This window comes from Streptomyces canarius, assembly GCF_014650735.1.
Taxonomy (GTDB): domain Bacteria; phylum Actinomycetota; class Actinomycetes; order Streptomycetales; family Streptomycetaceae; genus Streptomyces; species Streptomyces olivaceoviridis.
Genome location: NZ_BMVN01000001.1, coordinates 357,912 through 376,066 on the forward strand (window position 1 = coordinate 357,912; position 18,155 = coordinate 376,066).

15 protein-coding genes and 1 pseudogene are annotated in these 18,155 nt (G+C 72.4%); 9 read left to right on the forward strand and 7 right to left on the reverse strand.

Annotation, left to right across the window (positions count from 1 at the left end; translation table 11 throughout):
- Window positions 1-49 precede the first annotated feature (49 nt).
- Window positions 50-505 (reverse strand): tellurite resistance TerB family protein, encoded by a 456-nt coding sequence (locus IE294_RS01455; RefSeq protein WP_014675687.1) that lies wholly within the window; start codon window positions 503-505, stop codon window positions 50-52.
- Window positions 506-696: 191 nt separating this feature from the next.
- Here IE294_RS01455 and IE294_RS01460 point away from each other — a divergent pair, with 191 nt between their 5' ends.
- Together IE294_RS01460 and tatA are read left to right on the forward strand one after the other, a co-directional pair.
- A complete protein-coding gene (locus IE294_RS01460; protein ID WP_189881399.1) occupies window positions 697-1,065 on the forward strand; it encodes an ArsR/SmtB family transcription factor in 369 nt (122 codons plus the stop codon).
- A gap of 1,005 nt (window positions 1,066-2,070) precedes the next feature.
- Window positions 2,071-2,241: pseudogene (tatA, locus tag IE294_RS01465) on the forward strand (Sec-independent protein translocase subunit TatA); the annotation flags it as partial.
- Window positions 2,242-2,276: 35 nt separating this feature from the next.
- On the opposite strand, the gene IE294_RS01470 reads toward tatA, so the two are convergent.
- The 3 genes from IE294_RS01470 to IE294_RS01480 all read right to left on the reverse strand — a co-directional run bounded on the left by IE294_RS01470 (window position 2,277) and on the right by IE294_RS01480 (window position 5,111).
- The gene (locus IE294_RS01470; protein WP_189881401.1) at window positions 2,277-3,269 is read right to left on the reverse strand and encodes a sporulation protein; all 993 of its coding nucleotides are present in this window, start codon (window positions 3,267-3,269) and stop codon (window positions 2,277-2,279) included.
- Window positions 3,270-3,945: 676 nt separating this feature from the next.
- Window positions 3,946-4,395, reverse strand: a complete 450-nt coding sequence (locus IE294_RS01475) for a DUF6114 domain-containing protein (protein ID WP_229916977.1) — start codon at window positions 4,393-4,395, stop codon at window positions 3,946-3,948.
- A gap of 5 nt (window positions 4,396-4,400) precedes the next feature.
- Complete coding sequence (locus tag IE294_RS01480) at window positions 4,401-5,111, reverse strand: DUF6230 family protein (protein ID WP_189881405.1); 711 nt, start codon at window positions 5,109-5,111, stop codon at window positions 4,401-4,403.
- Between the two features lie 665 nt (window positions 5,112-5,776).
- Here IE294_RS01480 and IE294_RS01485 point away from each other — a divergent pair.
- A complete protein-coding gene (locus IE294_RS01485; protein ID WP_189881407.1) occupies window positions 5,777-6,427 on the forward strand; it encodes a Tat pathway signal sequence domain protein in 651 nt (216 codons plus the stop codon).
- An 18-nt stretch (window positions 6,428-6,445) separates the two neighbouring features.
- On the opposite strand, the gene IE294_RS01490 is transcribed toward IE294_RS01485, so the two are convergent.
- A complete protein-coding gene (locus IE294_RS01490; protein ID WP_189881409.1) occupies window positions 6,446-7,423 on the reverse strand; it encodes a lytic polysaccharide monooxygenase auxiliary activity family 9 protein in 978 nt (325 codons plus the stop codon).
- A gap of 432 nt (window positions 7,424-7,855) precedes the next feature.
- On the opposite strand from IE294_RS01490, the gene IE294_RS01495 reads away from it, so the two are divergent.
- Both IE294_RS01495 and IE294_RS01500 read left to right on the forward strand, forming a co-directional pair.
- The gene (locus IE294_RS01495; protein ID WP_189881411.1) at window positions 7,856-8,503 is read left to right on the forward strand and encodes a ScbR family autoregulator-binding transcription factor; all 648 of its coding nucleotides are present in this window, start codon (window positions 7,856-7,858) and stop codon (window positions 8,501-8,503) included.
- A gap of 22 nt (window positions 8,504-8,525) precedes the next feature.
- Window positions 8,526-9,737 (forward strand): damage-control phosphatase ARMT1 family protein, encoded by a 1,212-nt coding sequence (locus tag IE294_RS01500; RefSeq protein ID WP_189881413.1) that lies wholly within the window; start codon window positions 8,526-8,528, stop codon window positions 9,735-9,737.
- Here IE294_RS01500 and IE294_RS01505 read toward each other — a convergent pair.
- Both IE294_RS01505 and IE294_RS01510 read right to left on the reverse strand, forming a co-directional pair.
- The gene (locus IE294_RS01505; RefSeq protein ID WP_189881415.1) at window positions 9,714-10,979 is read right to left on the reverse strand and encodes a cytochrome P450; all 1,266 of its coding nucleotides are present in this window, start codon (window positions 10,977-10,979) and stop codon (window positions 9,714-9,716) included. The genes IE294_RS01500 and IE294_RS01505 overlap by 24 nt on opposite strands.
- Complete coding sequence (locus IE294_RS01510) at window positions 10,976-11,776, reverse strand: alpha/beta fold hydrolase (RefSeq protein ID WP_189881417.1); 801 nt, start codon at window positions 11,774-11,776, stop codon at window positions 10,976-10,978. Before IE294_RS01510 ends, IE294_RS01505 begins: the two co-directional genes overlap by 4 nt.
- A gap of 152 nt (window positions 11,777-11,928) precedes the next feature.
- On the opposite strand from IE294_RS01510, the gene cyc2 reads away from it, so the two are divergent.
- From cyc2 to IE294_RS01530, 4 genes are all read left to right on the forward strand, one after another.
- Window positions 11,929-14,082 carry a germacradienol/geosmin synthase Cyc2 gene (cyc2, locus tag IE294_RS01515; RefSeq protein WP_189881419.1) on the forward strand — a complete coding sequence of 718 codons (2,154 nt, stop codon included), beginning with the start codon at window positions 11,929-11,931 and terminating at the stop codon, window positions 14,080-14,082.
- A 114-nt stretch (window positions 14,083-14,196) separates the two neighbouring features.
- Entirely contained in the window at window positions 14,197-16,071 is a 1,875-nt protein-coding gene (gene phsA / locus IE294_RS01520) for an O-aminophenol oxidase PhsA (RefSeq protein ID WP_189881427.1), read from the forward strand.
- Window positions 16,072-16,213: 142 nt separating this feature from the next.
- Complete coding sequence (locus IE294_RS01525; RefSeq protein ID WP_189881429.1) at window positions 16,214-16,786, forward strand: PDZ domain-containing protein; 573 nt, start codon at window positions 16,214-16,216, stop codon at window positions 16,784-16,786.
- Window positions 16,787-17,006: 220 nt separating this feature from the next.
- Window positions 17,007-18,134, forward strand: coding sequence for an aminopeptidase P family protein (locus IE294_RS01530; protein ID WP_189881431.1), 1,128 nt, complete (start codon window positions 17,007-17,009; stop codon window positions 18,132-18,134).
- Window positions 18,135-18,155 lie beyond the last annotated feature (21 nt).

An 18,155-nucleotide genomic window follows, 5' to 3' on the forward strand; every position in this document is an offset into this window, starting at 1 on the left:
ACGGCCGGGGTCTTCGCGCGTGCCCTCCTCCACGCGCTCTACAGGAGGCTCAGAGGTCGAACTCGTGCGGCGGCAGGTCCAGCGCGTAGCACGCCTCACGCACCACGGCCTGCTCGTCCTTGTCGAAGTCGCCGTCCGCGCCACCGATGACGATGCCGATCTGGATGACGGCCCGCGCCTCGGCAGGCTTCTTCTTCGCCTTGGCGATCTCCTGCAACACGCTCACCTTGCCGAAGGCGAAGTCCGTCGTCAGCTTGTTCAAGTTCTCCTCGAAGCGCCGACGGAGGTCGTCCGCCGGGAAGTTCTGCAACACCTCGTTGGTGGCGATGAGCTGAGCCACCCGCTGCCGCTCCGACGGATCCACCGTCCCGTCGGCCGCGGCCACCAGCGCGCACATCGCCATGCTCGCATCGCGGAACGCGCCGCTCTTCAGGTCGTTCTTCTTCGCCACCAACTGCGTCTGCATCTGCGACGCCGACTCCTTGATGCGGTCCCACAGGGCCATGCGTACTCCTCGTATCGTTCGTCGGCTGCTTCCGGCAGTCCGACGTTAACTTCTACAGCAACGTAGAAACTAATGGGGCGGCCGGGAAGTTCCGGAGATCTACACTGAGTCCGCGAGCGCGGCGGACGCAGCCGGAACACAGCGGTGAACCCACGACCTACCCACGACGAACCCAGCGGAGGAAGGCGACAGTGGCGACAGCGTCCGGCACCGGCCACCAGGAGCCCTCTGCCGAGGTGCTCGCCGGGGCCGCCGCCGCCTTCGGACTGCTCGCCACGCCCGCCCGACTGCACATCGTGTGGGCGCTGACCCAGGGCGAGAGCGACGTGACCGGCCTCGCCGCGCGGGTCGGCGGCGCCCTGCCCGCCGTCAGCCAGCACCTGACCAAGCTCAAACTCGCCGGCCTCGTCCGCTCCCGCCGCGAGGGCCGCCGCCAGGTCTACTTCGTCGACACCGCCGAACAGGCCCCCGTGGTCGACGTCGTACGCCTCCTCGTCGGCCGGCTCGCCGAGCGGAAGGCACCCGCCACCGTCCCGGCCCGCTGGCTCCACGGCCTCTGATCCCGGGACCGGCACCGTCCTTCCGGAGGTTCCGGCGTCTGGACACCGGCCCGCGCGGACTCACCGACGCCGAGGCCGCCGCCCGGCCCACCGCCCCGGCGAGAACACCCGGCCCGCCTGCGTATCCCTTGCTTGGCCGCGCCCCCGGCTGCACGGCCCGCGCGCCCCCGTTCACCGCCGTGCTGATCACCCTCGGTCGGTCTCGGACGGGCGGCGGCCACGGCGGCGTCGACCTCGGCGGGTGCCGCCGTCGGCGACTTCCGTGCGTCGCTTCCTGGGGCACCGCCGCTGTGACTCTCGTGCGTCGCTTCCTGGGGGACCGCCGCCGTGGCTCTCGTGCGTCGCTTCCTGGGGGACTGCCGCTGTGACTCTCGTGCGTCGCTTCCTGGGGCACCGCCGTCGTGACTCTCGTGCCGGTCGTCGTCGGCTGTGTGCTGCGCGCGGACGGCGAGCACCGGGCCGACCGCGTCCTGGCGGCCCCGCACGAGCCGGTCACCGGTACGGCCAGCGTGCTGCGCCGCACCGACGACACCGCCGTACCGCACGCCCGCGAGGTGCCGGTGCCCGACCGGCTTACCCGGCGACGTCGTCCGGCTCGGCCCCGGCGGCCTCGCCCCGCCGCCGCACGGCTGCCGCGCACTCACGGGCCGACCATGCGCCGGGCCGCCCTCACGAGCGGACCGCACGGCCCCGATGCCCCGGAAGACCAGGCCCTGTTCCACTCAGCCTGGTTCACCGAGACCTGCTCACCCGGGCCCTGGCCATGTTGGCCCTGGCCCTCAGGACGGCGAAGACCCGCCACGGCCGGCGTGGGCGGTAGCCCGGCCCGGCCCCGGCAGGACCGCCCCGGCCGGCGTGTGCCGTCGCCCGGCCCAGCCCGGCCCGGGAGGACCCCCAGCCCCAGGGCGGGTGCGCGCTCTTCCGCCCCAGGCCGGGTTGTACAGTTGCGCAATACGGCAAGCTGTGCCGCATAGTGAGACAAGCGAGACGAAGAAGGGGGCGGTCATGCTCCGCAACGGACTTGAGCCCTGGCATCTGCTGATCGTCGCGGTCGTGTTCCTCCTGCTGTTCGGGTCCCGGAAGCTCCCCGACACCGCCCGGGCGCTGGGCAAGTCCATGCGCATCCTCAAGAGCGAGGCCAAGGCGATGAAGGAGGAGGACGGTACGCAGGGCTCCGCCGGCTGAGCGGTCCCCCTCCTCCTGCTCCTCTCCTAGCCTTCGTCGCCTTCGTCCTCCTCTCCCTCGAAGAAGTCCCCGATCTCGTCCACGACTTCCGCGGCCACCATGCCGCCTACGACCCCTACGGCGAGGCCCGCCGCGCCGGCGGCAACGGCCGTGCCCAGGCCCGGGCCGGAGCGGTGGGTGTCAGGGGAGTGGAGACCGGGCTGGTGCGCGCCGCCGTGGCCGTACGCCGCATGGCTGTCGTAGGCGTCGCGGTGCTCGGTCACCTGGCGGATCCAGCCGTCCACCTCTCTCTGCCAGTCGAGGGCCGGCGCGTCCTCGTGGCGCACGGTGAAGCGGGTCAGGGCGTCATGCCCCGACGACCACAGTCCGCCGCGCTTGTCCGCCTCCAGGACCACCTCGACGCCCATGGGGGAGGCGAGGAAGGTCAGCTCGATCTCGTTCACGGCGTGCGCGTACTGGGGGGCCGGGGTCAGCTCGATCTCCTGGTAGAACGGCAACTGCTGGCCCGTACCGCCGATGCGGCCGTACTCCAGGTCGGCCGAGCGGAAGCCGAAGCCCAGTGCGCCGAGGGCCTCCAGCACGGCCTCCTGTACGGGCAGGGGGCGGACGGCGAGCGGGTCCATGTCGCCCTTGTCCCGGGCGCCGGCCACCGCGACCTCGGTGCGCACGCCCAGCACGATGCCGAGCGGCTGCCCGTGCAGTTCGGTCACCGGGGTCTCCCAGGGGAGCGGGACACTGAACGCCAGCTCGCGTTCCTCCTGTTCACCGAGCCGGAAACCGCCGCCGACGGTGAACCGCTCGAAGGCGACCGTGCCCTCGCTCTCTCCGTCCGCGTGCTCCGCCTCCACACGGGCGATCAGCTCCAGGCCGATGTGTTCGACCTCCACGGCCGTCGCACCGCCCCGCAGCAGCACCCGGCCCGCCAGGGTGCCGCCGGGCAGCGCCGCGCCGCCGTCGAGCACCGTGTCCACGGAGGGGCCGCCGACCCCGATCGCGCCCAGCAGCCTCTTGAACACCATGCCGTAACTCCTTCGTTCATCACGTCACCCGGACGGCACTCCACGGCCGCCCGACTGCCCGATGAACTCCCGGCCAGCGCAAAGAAGTTCCCAAGTCACCTGTTCGGGGGACCCCGGGCTTGTGATCCGGCCCGGTCCGGCCTCCTCCGCTCCACCGGACCAAGCAGGGGTCCGGCCCCTCGCCGCCGGGGCAACGGCGGTCTCGGCCGCCCGATGCAGGGCGCACGACCGCGGCCCGGTTAGCCCCTGCCGAGGGGCCGGGCGCACCACGGGCGCTGTGCCCTGGCTGGGTTCGCCCCCGCCATCGAGGTCCCGGCGCGGCACGGCCACTACGTCATCGAGGCCCGGAACGCCAAGGCCACGGCGCCATCGAGGCCCGGAGCGCCAAGGCCAGAGCGCCATCGAGGCCCGACGCGCCAAGGTTACTCCACCACCGAGGCCCGGCCGCGCCGACCTGCTCCGCCACCGACACCCGGCACGGTCACCCCGGCGTCAAGAATGGCCCCACGCCAAGAATGGCCCCACGCCAAGAACGGCCCCGGCGCCAAGAACGGCCCCGGCGTCAAGGAAGGCCCCGCGCCAAGGTCATCCCCGCGTCAAGGGACACCCCCACGCCAAGGACGCCCCGGCACATACCGAGCCCGCACCGCGCCCGCCTCATCGCCCAGGCCCCGGCTCAGGCCGCGCCCGCCTCCTCCGACGTCAATGCGTGAGCCTCGGCGTGCTCCCGCTCGCGTCGTTTGCGGCGGCTGACGCGTGGTTCCTGGTCCGGGAGCCAGCCGAAGGTGAGGCAGCTGCCGATGGCGCCGAGGAGCAGGCCGATGAAGAAACCGCCCAGGTTGGAGGTGAGCCAGCTGCCCAGGGAGAGCAGGATGCCGGTGATGGAGTAGAAGAGCCGCTGGGAGGGGTTGAAGAGGATCAGCAGGCCCAGCAGCACCATGAGGGTCGGCAGCAGATAGCCGGCCAGGCCCTGCATGCCGATGTGCAGCACGACCTTCAACGAGGCCTTCTCGGTGAGCAGGATCTCGCCGCCGCCGAGGGCGAGCAGCAGCCCGCCCCAGAACGGCCGGCGGGCCCGCCATCCGCGGAAGGCGAGCCTCGGTCCCGGGCGTGGACGGTCCGGCACGGCGATCAGCAACCCGAGTCGCTGAAGCGCAGTTTGAGACCCGGCAGCTTGAACACGCCAGCGGTCGTCGCGTAGTTGGTCTGCCGCAGATGGGCGATCCGCACGGTGTCGGCCTGCTGGCTGAAGACGCCGATCGGACCCTTCACGCCCGCCTTGGTCAGCGTGCTGGCGTCGTTGCCGATCTCGATGTTGTTGAACGCCGCGTCACCCGACAGCTCGGTGGAGTCGGTGGTCAGGTCGGTCGCGCTGACCTTCTCGGACCCGCCGCCCGCGGTGATCAGCAGGTTGGTGCCGCCCAGGTCGACGCTCTGGCACAGCTTGGTGAGCGTGGCGTGCTTGATCGCGGAGGTGATGACGAGCACCTGACCGCCGGTGTCCCCGGCGTTGGGGCTGCCCTCCGCCATGTTGTCGAGCCCGCCGAACTGCTCGAATCCGGTGCCGTTGAGTTCCGTGGCGGTGACCGTGAACGGCATGCCGGAGATGGAGAACTGCACACCCAGCGCTCCCTGCGCGGTGAGGACCGCGAGGCCGGCGGCGACCAGGGTGGCAGGCACCGCCATCACGGCGGCGCGGCGGGCGCGGACCCGGCCGCGCCTTGCGCCGACGGTGGTCCCGGCGGTGTTCTGGGCTTCGGGCGGGGTGTCGCTTCCCGGGGTGTCGCTCCCCGGGATGTCGGGGGTGTTGCCGGCGGACGGGACGTCCGGGGACGAGGCCATGTCTGCTCCCGTGGGCGCGGATCAATGGGGCGCGGATCAATGCGGGTTGGGCTTCAGTGGCGCGGTGTCCTGGCGCGGACAGCGGATGCCGCGCACGCCTCCTCGCAACTCTCGGCGGGCGCAAGGGATTTCTCGTTACGCGGCAGTAGCCTTCGAGGAAGTTACCGCCGGTTACATTCAAGGGTCAAGGGAGATGTGAAAAAAGGGTGTCGGATGTGCACGGACCGCAACTGGGCAGGGCCAACTACCCCTCGACCACTTGACCCTGACGGGTGATCAGGTCTACAACTTCCCCTGTTTCCACGGATCCGTGGCGCCGGATCCAGCAAGCGGCACCCGTTCGCGTCGGACGTGGCATCCGCCGCGTCCCTCATGCGGCACCGGCCGCGTTCCCGGCCCTGTCACGGCAACCGCTCCACCTCTCAGCGCGGCTCCGGCACGGTCACTTCCCTCGTTCTTCCCGTGTCAGGCCGCCCCTGTACCCGGCCCGGCCGGAGGTCTTCCCCCGAGGCCTTCGGCCGGTGTCCGGTGTGCCGCCGTCGCGGGTCCGCCGCGTACGGAGAAGGCGTGACGGCCCCGCGCCGGCGGCATCCGCACCGATCGCACACCGATCGCACCCCCCACCTCACCTCATCTGTCCCCCACTTCGGAAGAGAGGCACCCCCATGCGTACGCGTTCCCTCCTCGCTCTTGCCGGCACCGCCACGGCGCTCGCCCTCACGTGGGCCACCCCGGCCTCGGCGGCCGGCACGGTCCTCACCACCGGCAGCACCGGCGGCACCGCGGTCGCCGTCGGTGACACCCTCACCGCGCCGCTGGCCTCCGGCACCTCCGCCACCTTCTATTCCAGCGCGACCGGCACCAGCGGGATCAAGTGCACCGGCTCGCAGTTCACCGCCAAGGTCACCGGCAACCCGACCGCACCCGGCACGGCCACCGAGTCCGTCACCGGGCACACCTTCGACAACACCACCTGCACCAGCAACGTCACCGGTGTCCTCGGCGTCAACGGCATCACCATCAACAACCTGCCCTACTCGGCGACGATCACCTCGGCCGGCACCCTCACCGTCTCGCCCCCGAGCGGCTCCGTCATCCAGGCCACCGTCCAGCTGCGCACCCTGCTGGGCACCGTGAGCTGTGTGTACCAGGCGCCCGGACTGACCGGTAAGGCCGACAACGCCGACAGCAGCATCACCTTCACCAACCAGCAGTTCACCAGGACCTCCGGCTCGTCGCTGTGCTTCGCCAACGGCTACTTCACGGCGAAGTACGCCCCCGTCACCGACGCGGGAGCCCGGGTCTACGTCAACTGACCGACCGGATCGCGCGCTTCAGCGTCGTCGTAGACGCCGCAGCCGCAGAGTGAGGGCGGCGCCCCCGGTGAGCAGCAGCACCGCGGCGGCGCCGCCCGCCAGCAGCGGAGCCGAGGGGCCCGACCCGCCGTGCGTGCTCTGCGCGACCGGCGTTCCGTCGCGCACGGCAGCCTCGGCCCGGTCACCGCCGTCGCTCGTCGATCGGTCGGTCGAACCCGCCGCCGGGGAACCCGGCTCTGCCGGGGCCGGTGCGGCCGACGGCCCCGATGCGGCCTGCGCATCCGGTGAACTCGCCGTCGGTGCGGGCCGAGCGGACCTCGCCGCCCCGGCGGATGTCGCGCGCTCCGGGAAGACCACGTCGGAGCACGCGTAGTACGTGTCCGGCGTGCTGCTGTTCTGCCAGATGGTGTAGAGCACCTGACGGCCCGTCCGGTCCGTCGGGAGCGTCGCGTTCAGGCGGTACGCCCCGTTCCGCAGGGGCGGGTCCGTGACCTCGGCGAAGGGTCGCGCGGGCAGGTCGGACCACGTCAGCGGCCGTGAGGGATCGTAACCCGGCTTGGTCAGGTACAGCTTGAACGTGCCCGTGTGCGCGATGGTCGACGCGTAGGTCAGTGTCAGGTGGCCGCCCGGTGTCAGCCGCGTCGCCGGCCAGTCCCGCCGGGCCAGGTCCAGGCCCCGGTACGCCGGCAGGTTCCCGCTGCACAGTCTGCCGTCCGGGACCACCTGCCGGTCGCGGCCCGCCACCCCCGCCACACGCAGGTTGTCCCAGGCGGTGAACGGACCGCCGTTCGCCGCGATCGCCGCGCGGCAGGCCGGCGTCCGGGCGGCGCCTCCCTCGGGTGAGCAGGCGTAGACCCGGCTGACCGGGTCCGTGGGGGCTCCGTGCGCCTGGGCGGGCCCCGCCGCCCACGGCAGGAGCAGGAGCGGTGCCGTCGCGGCGGCCGTCCTGACGCCCAGGCGGGCGGCCGTGCGGGTCATCCGAGTCATCCAGGTCATCCGGGCGTCTCCTCGACGGGCGCGGGGAACGGGGCTTGCGCGTCCAGTACGGCCCCGCCGGCCGCCGTGTTCAGCCGGTCCGGCGCACCCGCGCGCGGGGGGCGTGAAAGCACCGACCGGTTCGGCTGTTTTGCGCCTGCTTCCACACCCCATTGAGGAGTCGGCCGTCCGCCTCGTATCGTGGCGATCATGGGACGGCGCCCGCCGCCCCGGGGCTCCCGGACACCGGCCGGCGACGAAGGGGAAACCATGAGGTCTCGCCCGTTGAAGAGGTGCGGAGCACCCGGCCGGCGTCGAGCGGGGCGATGACACGTGTCGTACCGCGCGCGTGGTCCGCCGGACTCCCGTTGCCTCTCGGTGAGTTATCGTATGCAACGAGTCAGAAACAAACCGCATGTCCTGTTCTTTTTGGGTGCGAGGAGGGAGTCCAGGATGCCAAGGCAGTTACGTGCCGAACAGACCCGGGCGACGATCATCACGGCCGCCGCCGATCTGATCGACCGGCACGGATACGAGTCCACCAGCCTGAGCGACATCGTCGCACACGCGAAGGTCACCAAGGGCGCCCTGTACTTCCACTTCGCCGCCAAGGAGGATCTCGCCCACGCCATCCTGGAACTCCAGGACAAGGCCGCGCGGCAGCTCGTGGCCGACGTCGAGAGCCGTGGCGGCTCCTCGCTGGAGGCCCTGATGCGCACCACGTTCGGGATCGCCCGGCTCGCCGTGGAGGACCCGGTACCGCGCGCCGGACTCCGTCTGGCCGCCGCGGACATCGCCGTACGGCCGCCGCTGCGGCACCCGTTCACCGAGTGGCTCGACTTCGCCACCCGCAAGTTCACCGGAGCCGCCCGGGAAGCCGACGTACACGGCGATCTCGACGTCGGCGCCGTCGCCCACTCCCTCGTCTGCTTCTTCATCGGTACCCGGGTCGCCGGCCGCTCGCTCGAACCGGTCGGACGGCTGCCGCGCAGAGTCGCCGAGATGTGGCACCTCATGGTCCGCGGACTCGTCCCGGTGCACCGCCGCCCCCGCTATGTCACCCTCGCCACGCAGCTGGAGCGGGAGATCCGCACCGCCTGACGCCCGCGATACGGTGACGGACATGCCCGACATCCCCTTCGCATCCGTGATCCTCGGCAACGAACCAGGTTCGTTCCCGCACAGCGTGCTGGCCGAACGGCACCCCGCCATCATCCGGCAGGTACGGGACGCCTTCCCGTACGGCCCCGGGCAGCACACAGCGCTGGACGAGCTGCTGAAGAGCTGTACCGAGGGGTCCGTCGAACCGCTGCCCGCCGACGCCCCGGACCGGGACCGGTGGCGCGACTGGGGCCTCGCCGAGTACACCGGCCGGTCCTGGTACGACGTGCCCTGGCTGTGGGCCGAGAGCTACTTCTACCGCCGGCTGCTGAACGCCACCGGCTGGTTCGGGCCGGGCGCCTGGCAGGGCATCGACCCCTTCCGCCCGTTCAAACGCGCCGAACTCGACGCCCCGGAGACCGACGAGGAACTGGCCGCCCTGGACGGCCTGCGGGACCTGCCGGAGGACGAGCGGGCGCGCGCCCTGCTGCACGGCTCGCTGTGGGGCAACCGCGCCGACCTCGGCTTCCGGCTCTCCGCCGCGGGCGCCCCGGCCGGCGAACCCGCCCCCGCGCTGGTCGCCGACGACAGCGAGACCCTCTGGTCGCTGCTGCCGCCCGCCGGGACCGGCACGCTCGTGCTCGTCGCGGACAACGCGGGCCGCGAACTCGTCCCCGACCTCCTGCTGATCGCCCATCTCCTCGCCGAGGGCCGGACCGCCCGAGCGGTGCTGCACGTCAAGCCGTACCCGTACTACGTCTCCGACGCCACCACCGCCGACGTGGTCGACGCGCTGCACCGGCTGCGCGCGGCCCACGGGACGGCCGCCGAGTACGGGCGCCTGCTCTGGTCGGCCATGGCCGACGGCCGGCTCACCGTCCGCGCCCACCCCTTCTCCTGCGCCCCGCTGCCGTACGCGGCGATGCCGGACGACCTGCGCGCCGAGTTCGCCGCGGCCACGCTGACCATCCTCAAGGGCGACCTCAACTACCGCCGCCTGGTGGGCGACCGGCTCTGGCCGCCCACCACGCCCTTCCGGGAGACGACCGCGTACTTCCCCGGTCCGGTCGCCGCCCTGCGCACCCTCAAGTCCGATGTGATCACCGGCCTGTCCGCGACGACCGAGGCAGAACTGGTGGCGGCCGAGGGGCAGAGCTGGCGGACCAGCGGCACGCACGCGCTGATCCAGGCCGACCCGAAGGGCAACGGGTCAGGTGATGTGCAGCGGCAGTGACTTGATGCCGTTGATGAAGTTCGACACCAGCCGCCCGGGCGGCCCGGCGAGACGCGGCGGTCCGGGCAGGACGCGCAGTACCTCCTCGTGGAGCAGCCGCAGTTGCAGCCGGGCGAAGTGGGCGCCGAGGCACACGTGCGGGCCGTCCCCGAAGGAGACGTGCGGATTGGGGGAGCGGGTGAGATCGAGCCGGTCGGGAGTGGCGAAGACGCGCTCGTCGCGGTTGGCCGAGGCGTGGAACACCACGACCTTGTCGCCCGCCCGGATCGCGCGGCCCGCCAGCTCGGTGTCCCGCACGGCCGTCCGGCGGAAGGTCAGCACAGGCGGATGCCAGCGCAGCAGCTCGTCGACGGCGGACGGCACGGCCGCCTTCCCGGCGCGCAGCGACTCGTACGCCTCCGGGTGCTCCGCCAGCGCCAGCAGCCCGCCCGGGGCCGCGCCGCGCACGGTGTCGTTGCCCGCCACGGTGAGCAGGAAGAAGAACATCTCCAGCTCGGCTTCGGCGAGTTCGGCGTCGTGGGCGAGTGTCGACATGATGTCGTCCGCGGGATACCGCCTCTTGTACGCGGCCAACTGTCCGGCATAGGCGAACATGTCCGCCAGCATCGCCGGTGACCGCGGATTCACCGGTCTGCCCGCCCCGTCCAGCACCGGCGGACCGGCCTCGTCCGGATCCTGGTAGCCGATGACCCGCTGCGTCCAGCGCAGCAGCAGCCGCCGGTCGCTCTCCGGGACGCCCAGCAGGTCCGCCAGATTCAGCAGGGCGTACTCGTCGGTGACGGCGGACACCAGGTCCACCGTGCCGTCCCCCGCCCGCGCCGACTCCAGGGCGCCCGCGAGCAGCGTGCGCGCCCGCTCCCGGGCGACCGCCGCGAACCGGTCCACGCGCCCCGGCGTGAAGGCGCGGCTCACCAGCCGCCGCAGCCGCCCGTGCCCCGGCGGGTCCTGGTTGAGCATCATCCGCCGGATGAACGGCAGGTCCTCGGGGTCCGGGTCACGGATCTGGGTCGCGCCGACGTACGACGAGTACGTCCCCGCGTCCTTCAGCACGCGCACGGCATCCGCGTGCCGGGTCACCGCCCAGAACCCGGGCCCGGCCGGCCAGCCCAGCACCTCCGGTTCCTCCTGCCAGGCCACCGGATGGTGGTCGCGCAGCACGCGGTAGTCGTCGTGGGGCACCCCGGCGGCGTACCGGCGCGGATCGAAGACGTCCGGGACCGGTGGCGCCTCCCGCACGCTCACGCCGCCCCGCCCGCCCGGGGGTCACCCGCGTCGTCGGCCCGCAGGAAGTCCTCGACGGCACGGACCAGGTCCAGCGGGGCCTCGTCCATCGCGTAGTGACCGGCGCCCGGCAGCACGGTCAGCTCCGCGCGGGGGTACCAGGTCAGCCAGGTCTGCCGCATGACCTCCGGGGACAGCGCCGGATCCAGCGCGCCGGCCACGGCCAGCGCCGGTACCTCGCTGCCCACGACGTCGGCGGTGAAGTCCTCGCCCGCCCACGACTCCAGCCAGGCCCGGAACGCCTTCGGGTCGCTGCGCTCCAGCGAGCGGGCGACCATCCGGTCCAGCCAGGCGGCGGGCCGGCGGCCCCCGGTGGTGACGTCGATGATCGCGCGCCGGTTCTCCGCCCGGTGCGCCGCGTCCGTGAACAGCGCCGCCTGCTCGCCGGCCAGCGGCATTCCGGAGGCGGGCACGGGGGAGACGCCGGCGATCCGGCGCAGGCGCTGCGGGGCGACGGCGAGCAGCCGCTGGGCCACCGCGCCCCCCATCGAGTGCCCGACCACCGAGAACCGGTCCCAGCCGAGCCGGTCCGCCAGCTCCACCAGGTCCACGGCCGCCTCGGCCGTCGTGTACGAGCCCGTGGCGTCCCGGGCCTCGCCGTATCCCCGCAGGTCCACCAGCGCGTAGCTGAAGGACGCGCGGTCCAGGTCCGGCAGGACGGCCGCGTAGGCGGACCGGTCGGCGAACCATCCGTGCACGGCGAACACCCTGTGGGCGCCGTCGCCGTGCACCTCATGGGGCAGCACGAAGGAGGTCATGCGCCTACCGTGGCCCCCGCGCGCGGACACGGCAAGGCACCCAACGCCACAACCGCCCACCGGAGTTCCCGGTTTCGCGAGCGGTTCACGCGATGGTGTGATCATGTGGCGCCGGCTGGATGGGCGTCCGGGGCCGCGGGTAGGGCCCGGCCATGACGCAGCCGTTCGAACTCCCGCGCTTCTACATGCCGTATCCCGCGCGGCTCAACCCGCACCTGGACGAGGCCCGGGCCCACTCGACCCGGTGGGCACGCGACATGGGCATGCTGGAGGGCTCCGGGATCTGGGAGCAGGCCGACCTGGAGGCGCACGACTACGGCCTGCTGTGCGCCTACACCCATCCCGACTGCGACGGACCCGCTCTCTCCTTGATCACCGACTGGTACGTGTGGGTGTTCTTCTTCGACGACCACTTCCTGGACATGTACAAGCGCACCCCGGACCGGGCCGCCGGGAAGGCGCACCTGGACCGCCTGCCGCTGTTCATGCCGCTCGACCTCGCCACCACCGTGCCGGAGCCGGAGAACCCGGTGGAGGCCGGGCTGAAGGACCTGTGGGCGCGGACGGTGCCGTCGATGTCCGTGGACTGGCGCCGCCGCTTCTCCGTCGCCACCGAGCACCTGCTCAACGAGTCGATGTGGGAGCTGTCCAACATCAACGAGGGGCGCGTCGCCAACCCCGTCGAGTACATCGAGATGCGCCGCAAGGTCGGCGGCGCCCCCTGGTCGGCGGGGATCGTGGAGTACGCGACCGCGGAGGTGCCCGCCGCCGTCGCCGGCACCCGGCCGCTGCGCGTCCTCATGGAGACCTTCTCCGACGCCGTCCACCTGCGCAACGACCTGTTCTCCTACCAGCGCGAGGTCGAGGACGAGGGCGAGAACAGCAACGGCGTGCTGGTCCTGGAGAGGTTCTTCGGGTGCACCACCCAGGAGGCCGCCGACACCGTCAACGACGTCCTCACCTCCCGGCTGCACCAGTTCGAGCACACCGCGTTCACCGAAGTCCCCGCCGTCGCCCTGGAGAAGGGCCTCACGCCCGCCGAGGTCGCCGCGGTCGCCGCCTACACCAAGGGGCTCCAGGACTGGCAGTCCGGCGGCCACGAGTGGCACATGCGCTCCAGCCGCTACATGAACAAGGGCGCGCGCCCCAGCTCGCCCTGGCAGCTCCCCAGCGGCCCCGGGACGTCCGCCGCCGACGTCGGCGCGCTGCTCGCCTCCGCCGCGCAGGACCGGCTGCGCGCCTACTCCCACGTGCCGTACCAGAAGGTCGGCCCGTCCCGCATCCCCGACCTCTACATGCCCTTCGAGCTCCAGCTCAGCCCCCACCTGGACCGGGCCCGCGGCAACCTCGTCGACTGGTGCCACCGGATGGGCGTCCTCCAGGAGGGCGTCTGGGACGAGGACAAGCTCGCCGCCTACGACCTCGCGCTGTGCTCCGCCGGCCTGGACCCGGACGCCACCCCGGAGGCCCTCGACCTCAGCGCGCAGTGGCTCGCCTGGGGCACCTACGGCGACGACTACTACCCCCTGGTCTACGGCCACCGCCGGGACCTCGCCGCCGCCCGGCTGACCACGGCCCGGCTGTCGCGGTGCATGGCGGTGGAGGGCGCGCCGACGGTCGTTCCCGCCGACGCCATGGAACGCGGGCTGATCGACCTGTGGACGCGCACCACGGCCGAGATGACCGCCGACCAGCGGCGCACCCTCAAGACGGCCGTGGACAAGATGACCGAGAGCTGGGTCTGGGAGCTCTCCAACCAGATGCAGAACCGCGTCCCCGACCCGGTCGACTACCTGGAGATGCGGCGCTCCACCTTTGGATCGGACCTCACCCTGAGCCTGTGCCGGATGGGCAACGGCCCGTCGATCCCCGCCGAGGTCTACGCCAGCGGTCCGGTGCGCTCCCTGGAGAACGCCGCCATCGACTACGCCTGTCTCCTCAACGACGTCTTCTCCTACCAGAAGGAGATCGAGTACGAGGGCGAGATCCACAACTCGGTCCTGGTCGTGCAGAACTTCTTCGGTGTGGACTATCCGGCCGCGCTCGGCGTCGTCCACGACCTGATGACCCAGCGCATGCAGCAGTTCGAGCATGTGATCGACCACGAACTGCCGGTGCTGTACGACGACTTCGAGCTGTCGGCCGAGGCCCGCACGCTCATGGACGCCTATGTGCAGGACCTGCGGAACTGGCTGGCCGGCATCCTCAACTGGCACCGGGAGGTCGACCGGTACAAGGCCGCATGGCTCGGCCGCCGTGCCCACGGCTTCCTGCCCGACCGCGCGCCCGCCCTGTCGCTCGGCTGACGGTCGCCGAATCTCCGCGTACGGAATCGGGCATTCAGGGAACTTCGGTGAGTCCTCGGGAGTCTTGTGGAGTAAGGGGAACAACAGAGCCAGAACACACGGGGGTGTTCTACCTTGACCGAGACCATCGAGAGGCTCACCGGACGGACCACGGGCGAGCAGGCACCGGCGGCCCGCGAACTGACGCCGTACGTGGCGCCGTTGACCGTCCCGCCGGTCCTGCGGCCCGCCGCGGACGACGTCCTGCGCGAGACCGAGATCGCCCTGCGCCCGACCTGGGTGCGCCTGCACCCGCAACTGCCGCCGACCCTGATGTGGGGCTACGACGGACACGTGCCGGGCCCGACCATCGAGGTGCGCCGGGGACAGCGCGTCCGCATCGCCTGGACCAACCGCATCCCCAAGGACAGCGAGTACCCGGTCACCTCGGTGGAGGTGCCGCTGCGCACGGACGGCCGCCCGCAGGCCACCACCGAGCCCGGCCGCGAGGGCGTCGAGCCGAACAAGGACGTCGCCGCCCTGCCCGCCTGGTCGGTGACCCATCTGCACGGCGCACAGACCGGCGGCGGCAACGACGGCTGGGCGGACAACGCCGTCGGCCACGGCGACGCCCAGATGTCGGAGTACCCGAACGACCACCAGGCGGTGCAGTGGTGGTACCACGACCACGCCATGAGCATCACCCGGTGGAACGTGATGGCGGGCCTGTACGGCACCTACCTCGTCCGGGACGACGAGGAGGACGCCCTCCACCTGCCGTCCGGCGAGCGGGAGATCCCGCTCATCGTCGCCGACCGCAACCTCGACACCGACGAGGACGGCCGCCTCAACGGCCGGCTGCTGCACAAGACGGTGATCGTCCAGCAGCGCAACCCGGAGACGGGCAAGCCGGTCTCCATACCCTTCACCGGCCCGTACACCACGGTCAACGGCCGCATCTGGCCGTACGCCGACGTGGACCCGGCGTGGCACCGGTTCCGGCTGGTCAACGCCTCCAACGCGCGCATCTTCGAACTCGTCCTCATCGACGAGGACGACCAGCCGGTGGCGGGGATCGTCCACCAGATCGGCAGCGACGGCGGACTGCTGCCGTGCCCGGTGCCGGTCGACTTCGACGCGGAGCTGCCGACCCTGACCGCCGCGCCCGCCGAGCGGTTCGACCTGCTGGTGGACTTCCGCGGACTCGCGGGCCGGACCCTGCGACTGGTGAACAAGGGCCCCGGCCGGCCGGCGGGCGTGCCCGACCCGGCCGGAGACGTGCCCTGTCCGGCCGTGCTGGAGTTCCGGGTCCGGGAGGGCTGCGCGGAGGACACCTTCGAACTGCCCGAGGTGCTCTCCGGCTCCTTCCGCCGACTCACCCACGACACCCCGCACGGCCACCGGCTCGTCCTGCTCACCCCGCCCGCCACCAAGGGGGCCGGCGGCCACCCGGAGATCTGGGAGATGACCGAGGTCGAGGACCCGAGCGGCCTGACGTTCCCGGCCGAGGGCATCGTCCAGGTCACCGGACCCGACGGCACCACGAAGACGTACCGGCGCACCGCGCGGACGTTCAACGACGGGCTCGGCTTCACGATCGGCGAGGGCAGTCACGAGCAGTGGAGCTTCCTCAACCTCGCGCCCATCGTGCACCCCATGCACATCCACCTGGCCGACTTCCAGCTGCTCGGCCGGGACGCGTACGACGTCTCCGGCTTCGACCCGGCGGTGGGCGGCACCCGCACCCCGATCCGGTACGACGCCGGCCGGGAGATACCGCTCGCGCCCAACGAGCGGGGCCACAAGGACGTCTTCCGGGTGCCGGGCGACCAGATGCTGCGAGTCATGGGCCGCTTCGACGGCGCGTACGGCCGGTTCATGTACCACTGCCATCTGCTGGAGCACGAGGACATGGGCATGATGCGGCCCTTCGTCGTCATGCCGCCCGAGGCCCTGAAGTTCGACCACGGCGGGGCGCACGGCGGCCACGGCGAGGGCCACACGGGCTGAGAGGGCGGGCCGGAAGGGTGCGCTGAACGCGACGGCGTGACGGCTATGACTACCCTCCGTCACCCTCCGGGCATTCTCACCCTTTCGTGTCTCGTCGCGGTCCACCGCCCCGGGTAGAGCACCACCCGGAGGCGAGCGAACCATGGAACAGACTGCGTTGCGTCCCAAGCCGATGCCCGGTCAGGACCGGCGGCAGGACGACACCCCCGACACCCCCGACACCGCCCACCGCCCGCACGCCGTGCCCCGGCGCGGACGGCGGCTGCGGACCCTGCTGTGCGGCCTGTGCGCCGGCACCGCGCTGGTGCTCTCCGGCGTCGGCATCGGCACGGTCGGCGCCACGGTGATCGGCATGAGCAGACTCGCCGAGCCGCGACGCCAGGCCCCGCCGCCCGCGCCGGCGTCCTCGGCCAGGGCCACGCCCCCGCCGGCGCCCGTCCCCGCCCCGCCCGGCCCGGTCCTGGGCGTGGAGGCCGCCGACGCGGAGAAGGCGGGCGCCCTCGTGGTGGGCGTGCGCGTGCCCGGCCCCGGCTACGCGGCGGGCCTGGTCCGCGGGGACGTCGTCCTCCAGTGGGGCGGGATCCGAGTGGACACCGCCGCCGACCTCGCCCGAGCCGTCGGACGGGCCCGCCCCGGCACGGCGGTGCTCCTCACCGTGCGCCACACGAACGGCGGCTACCAGCAGTTGTCGGTGACGCCCGCAGTGGTGATCTGACCCGGTCCGGGCCCGCCACCGCCGCCGCCCCGGCGGTCACGCCAGGAAACCCCTTGGTCACCGTCCGTCCCGCACGTCATCATGGACCCATGCCGAGTGCCCCCTGGACGGACCGCGGGACGTCGGTCCGCGGGACCGGCTCGCGTGGGTCCGTGCGGGCGGGCAGGATGCTGCCCGAGACGCCATCCCCCCCGTTTCCCCACCCGCCCCGGAGGCCCGGATGACCGGTAGTACGCCCGCGCCCTTCACCGCCGCCGACTACAGGGCCCGCATGGAGCGTGCCGTGCGCTCCGCCGCCGACGCCGGCCTCGCGGGGCTGCTCGTGGCGCCGGGACCGGACATGGTGTGGCTCACCGGCTACACGCCCACAGCGGTCACGGAGCGGCTGACCCTGCTGGTCCTCGCGCCCGGCCGGGACCCCGTGCTCGTCGTGCCCACCCTGGAGGCCCCGGACGCCGAGCAGGCGGCCGGCGCCGCCGCGCTGACGCTGCGCGACTGGACCGACGGCAAGGACCCCTACGCGGTCACCGCCGGCCTCCTCGACGACCGCGGCCGGTTCGGCATCAGCGACAACACCTGGGCGATGCACCTGCTGGGCCTCCAGCGGGCCCTGCCCGGCACCTCCTACGCCGCCCTCACCGACGCCCTGCCCATGCTGCGCGCGGTGAAGGACGCGGCCGAACTGGAACTCCTGGCAGCCGCGGGCGCGGCTGCCGACCTGGCGTTCGAGGAGATCCGGAAGGTCCCCTTCGCCGGCCGCCGCGAGTGCGACGTCGGCCAGGACCTCGCCGGCCTGCTGCGCCGCTTCGGCCACTCCCAGGTCGACTTCACGATCGTCGGCTCCGGACCGAACGGCGCCAACCCCCACCACGAGGTCGGTGACCGCGTCATCCGGTCCGGCGACATGGTCGTCCTCGACTTCGGCGGCCTGAAGGACGGCTACGGCTCCGACACCACCCGCACGGTCCACGTCGGCGAGCCGACCGAGGAGGAGCGCTGGGTCCACGACGTGGTGCGCGCCGCCCAGGAGGCCGGTTTCCAGGCCGTACGCCCGGGAGTGGCCTGCCAGGAGGTCGACCGCGCCGCCCGCGCGGTGATCACGGACGCCGGGTACGGCGAGTACTTCATCCACCGCACCGGCCACGGCATCGGCGTCACCACGCACGAGCCGCCGTACATGATCGAGGGCGAGGAACAGCCGCTCGTGCCCGGCATGTGCTTCTCCGTGGAGCCCGGCATCTACCTGCCCGGCCGCTTCGGGGTGCGCATCGAGGACATCGTCACGGTCACCGGTGACGGCGGCCGACGCCTCAACGACACCACCCGTGAGATGGTCATAGTGGAGTGAGAGACCCGAGGAGACCCACTC

Coding starts and splice junctions, on each gene's coding strand:
- IE294_RS01455 (WP_014675687.1), bottom strand. CDS start 505: ATGGCCCTGTGGGACCGCATCAAGGAGTCGGCGTCGCAGATGCAGACG.
- IE294_RS01470 (WP_189881401.1), bottom strand. CDS start 3,269: ATGGTGTTCAAGAGGCTGCTGGGCGCGATCGGGGTCGGCGGCCCCTCC.
- IE294_RS01480 (WP_189881405.1), bottom strand. CDS start 5,111: ATGGCCTCGTCCCCGGACGTCCCGTCCGCCGGCAACACCCCCGACATC.
- IE294_RS01485 (WP_189881407.1), top strand. CDS start 5,777: ATGCGTACGCGTTCCCTCCTCGCTCTTGCCGGCACCGCCACGGCGCTC.
- IE294_RS01490 (WP_189881409.1), bottom strand. CDS start 7,423: ATGACCTGGATGACTCGGATGACCCGCACGGCCGCCCGCCTGGGCGTC.
- IE294_RS01495 (WP_189881411.1), top strand. CDS start 7,856: ATGCCAAGGCAGTTACGTGCCGAACAGACCCGGGCGACGATCATCACG.
- IE294_RS01500 (WP_189881413.1), top strand. CDS start 8,526: ATGCCCGACATCCCCTTCGCATCCGTGATCCTCGGCAACGAACCAGGT.
- IE294_RS01510 (WP_189881417.1), bottom strand. CDS start 11,776: ATGACCTCCTTCGTGCTGCCCCATGAGGTGCACGGCGACGGCGCCCAC.
- cyc2 (WP_189881419.1), top strand. CDS start 11,929: ATGACGCAGCCGTTCGAACTCCCGCGCTTCTACATGCCGTATCCCGCG.
- IE294_RS01525 (WP_189881429.1), top strand. CDS start 16,214: ATGGAACAGACTGCGTTGCGTCCCAAGCCGATGCCCGGTCAGGACCGG.
- IE294_RS01530 (WP_189881431.1), top strand. CDS start 17,007: ATGACCGGTAGTACGCCCGCGCCCTTCACCGCCGCCGACTACAGGGCC.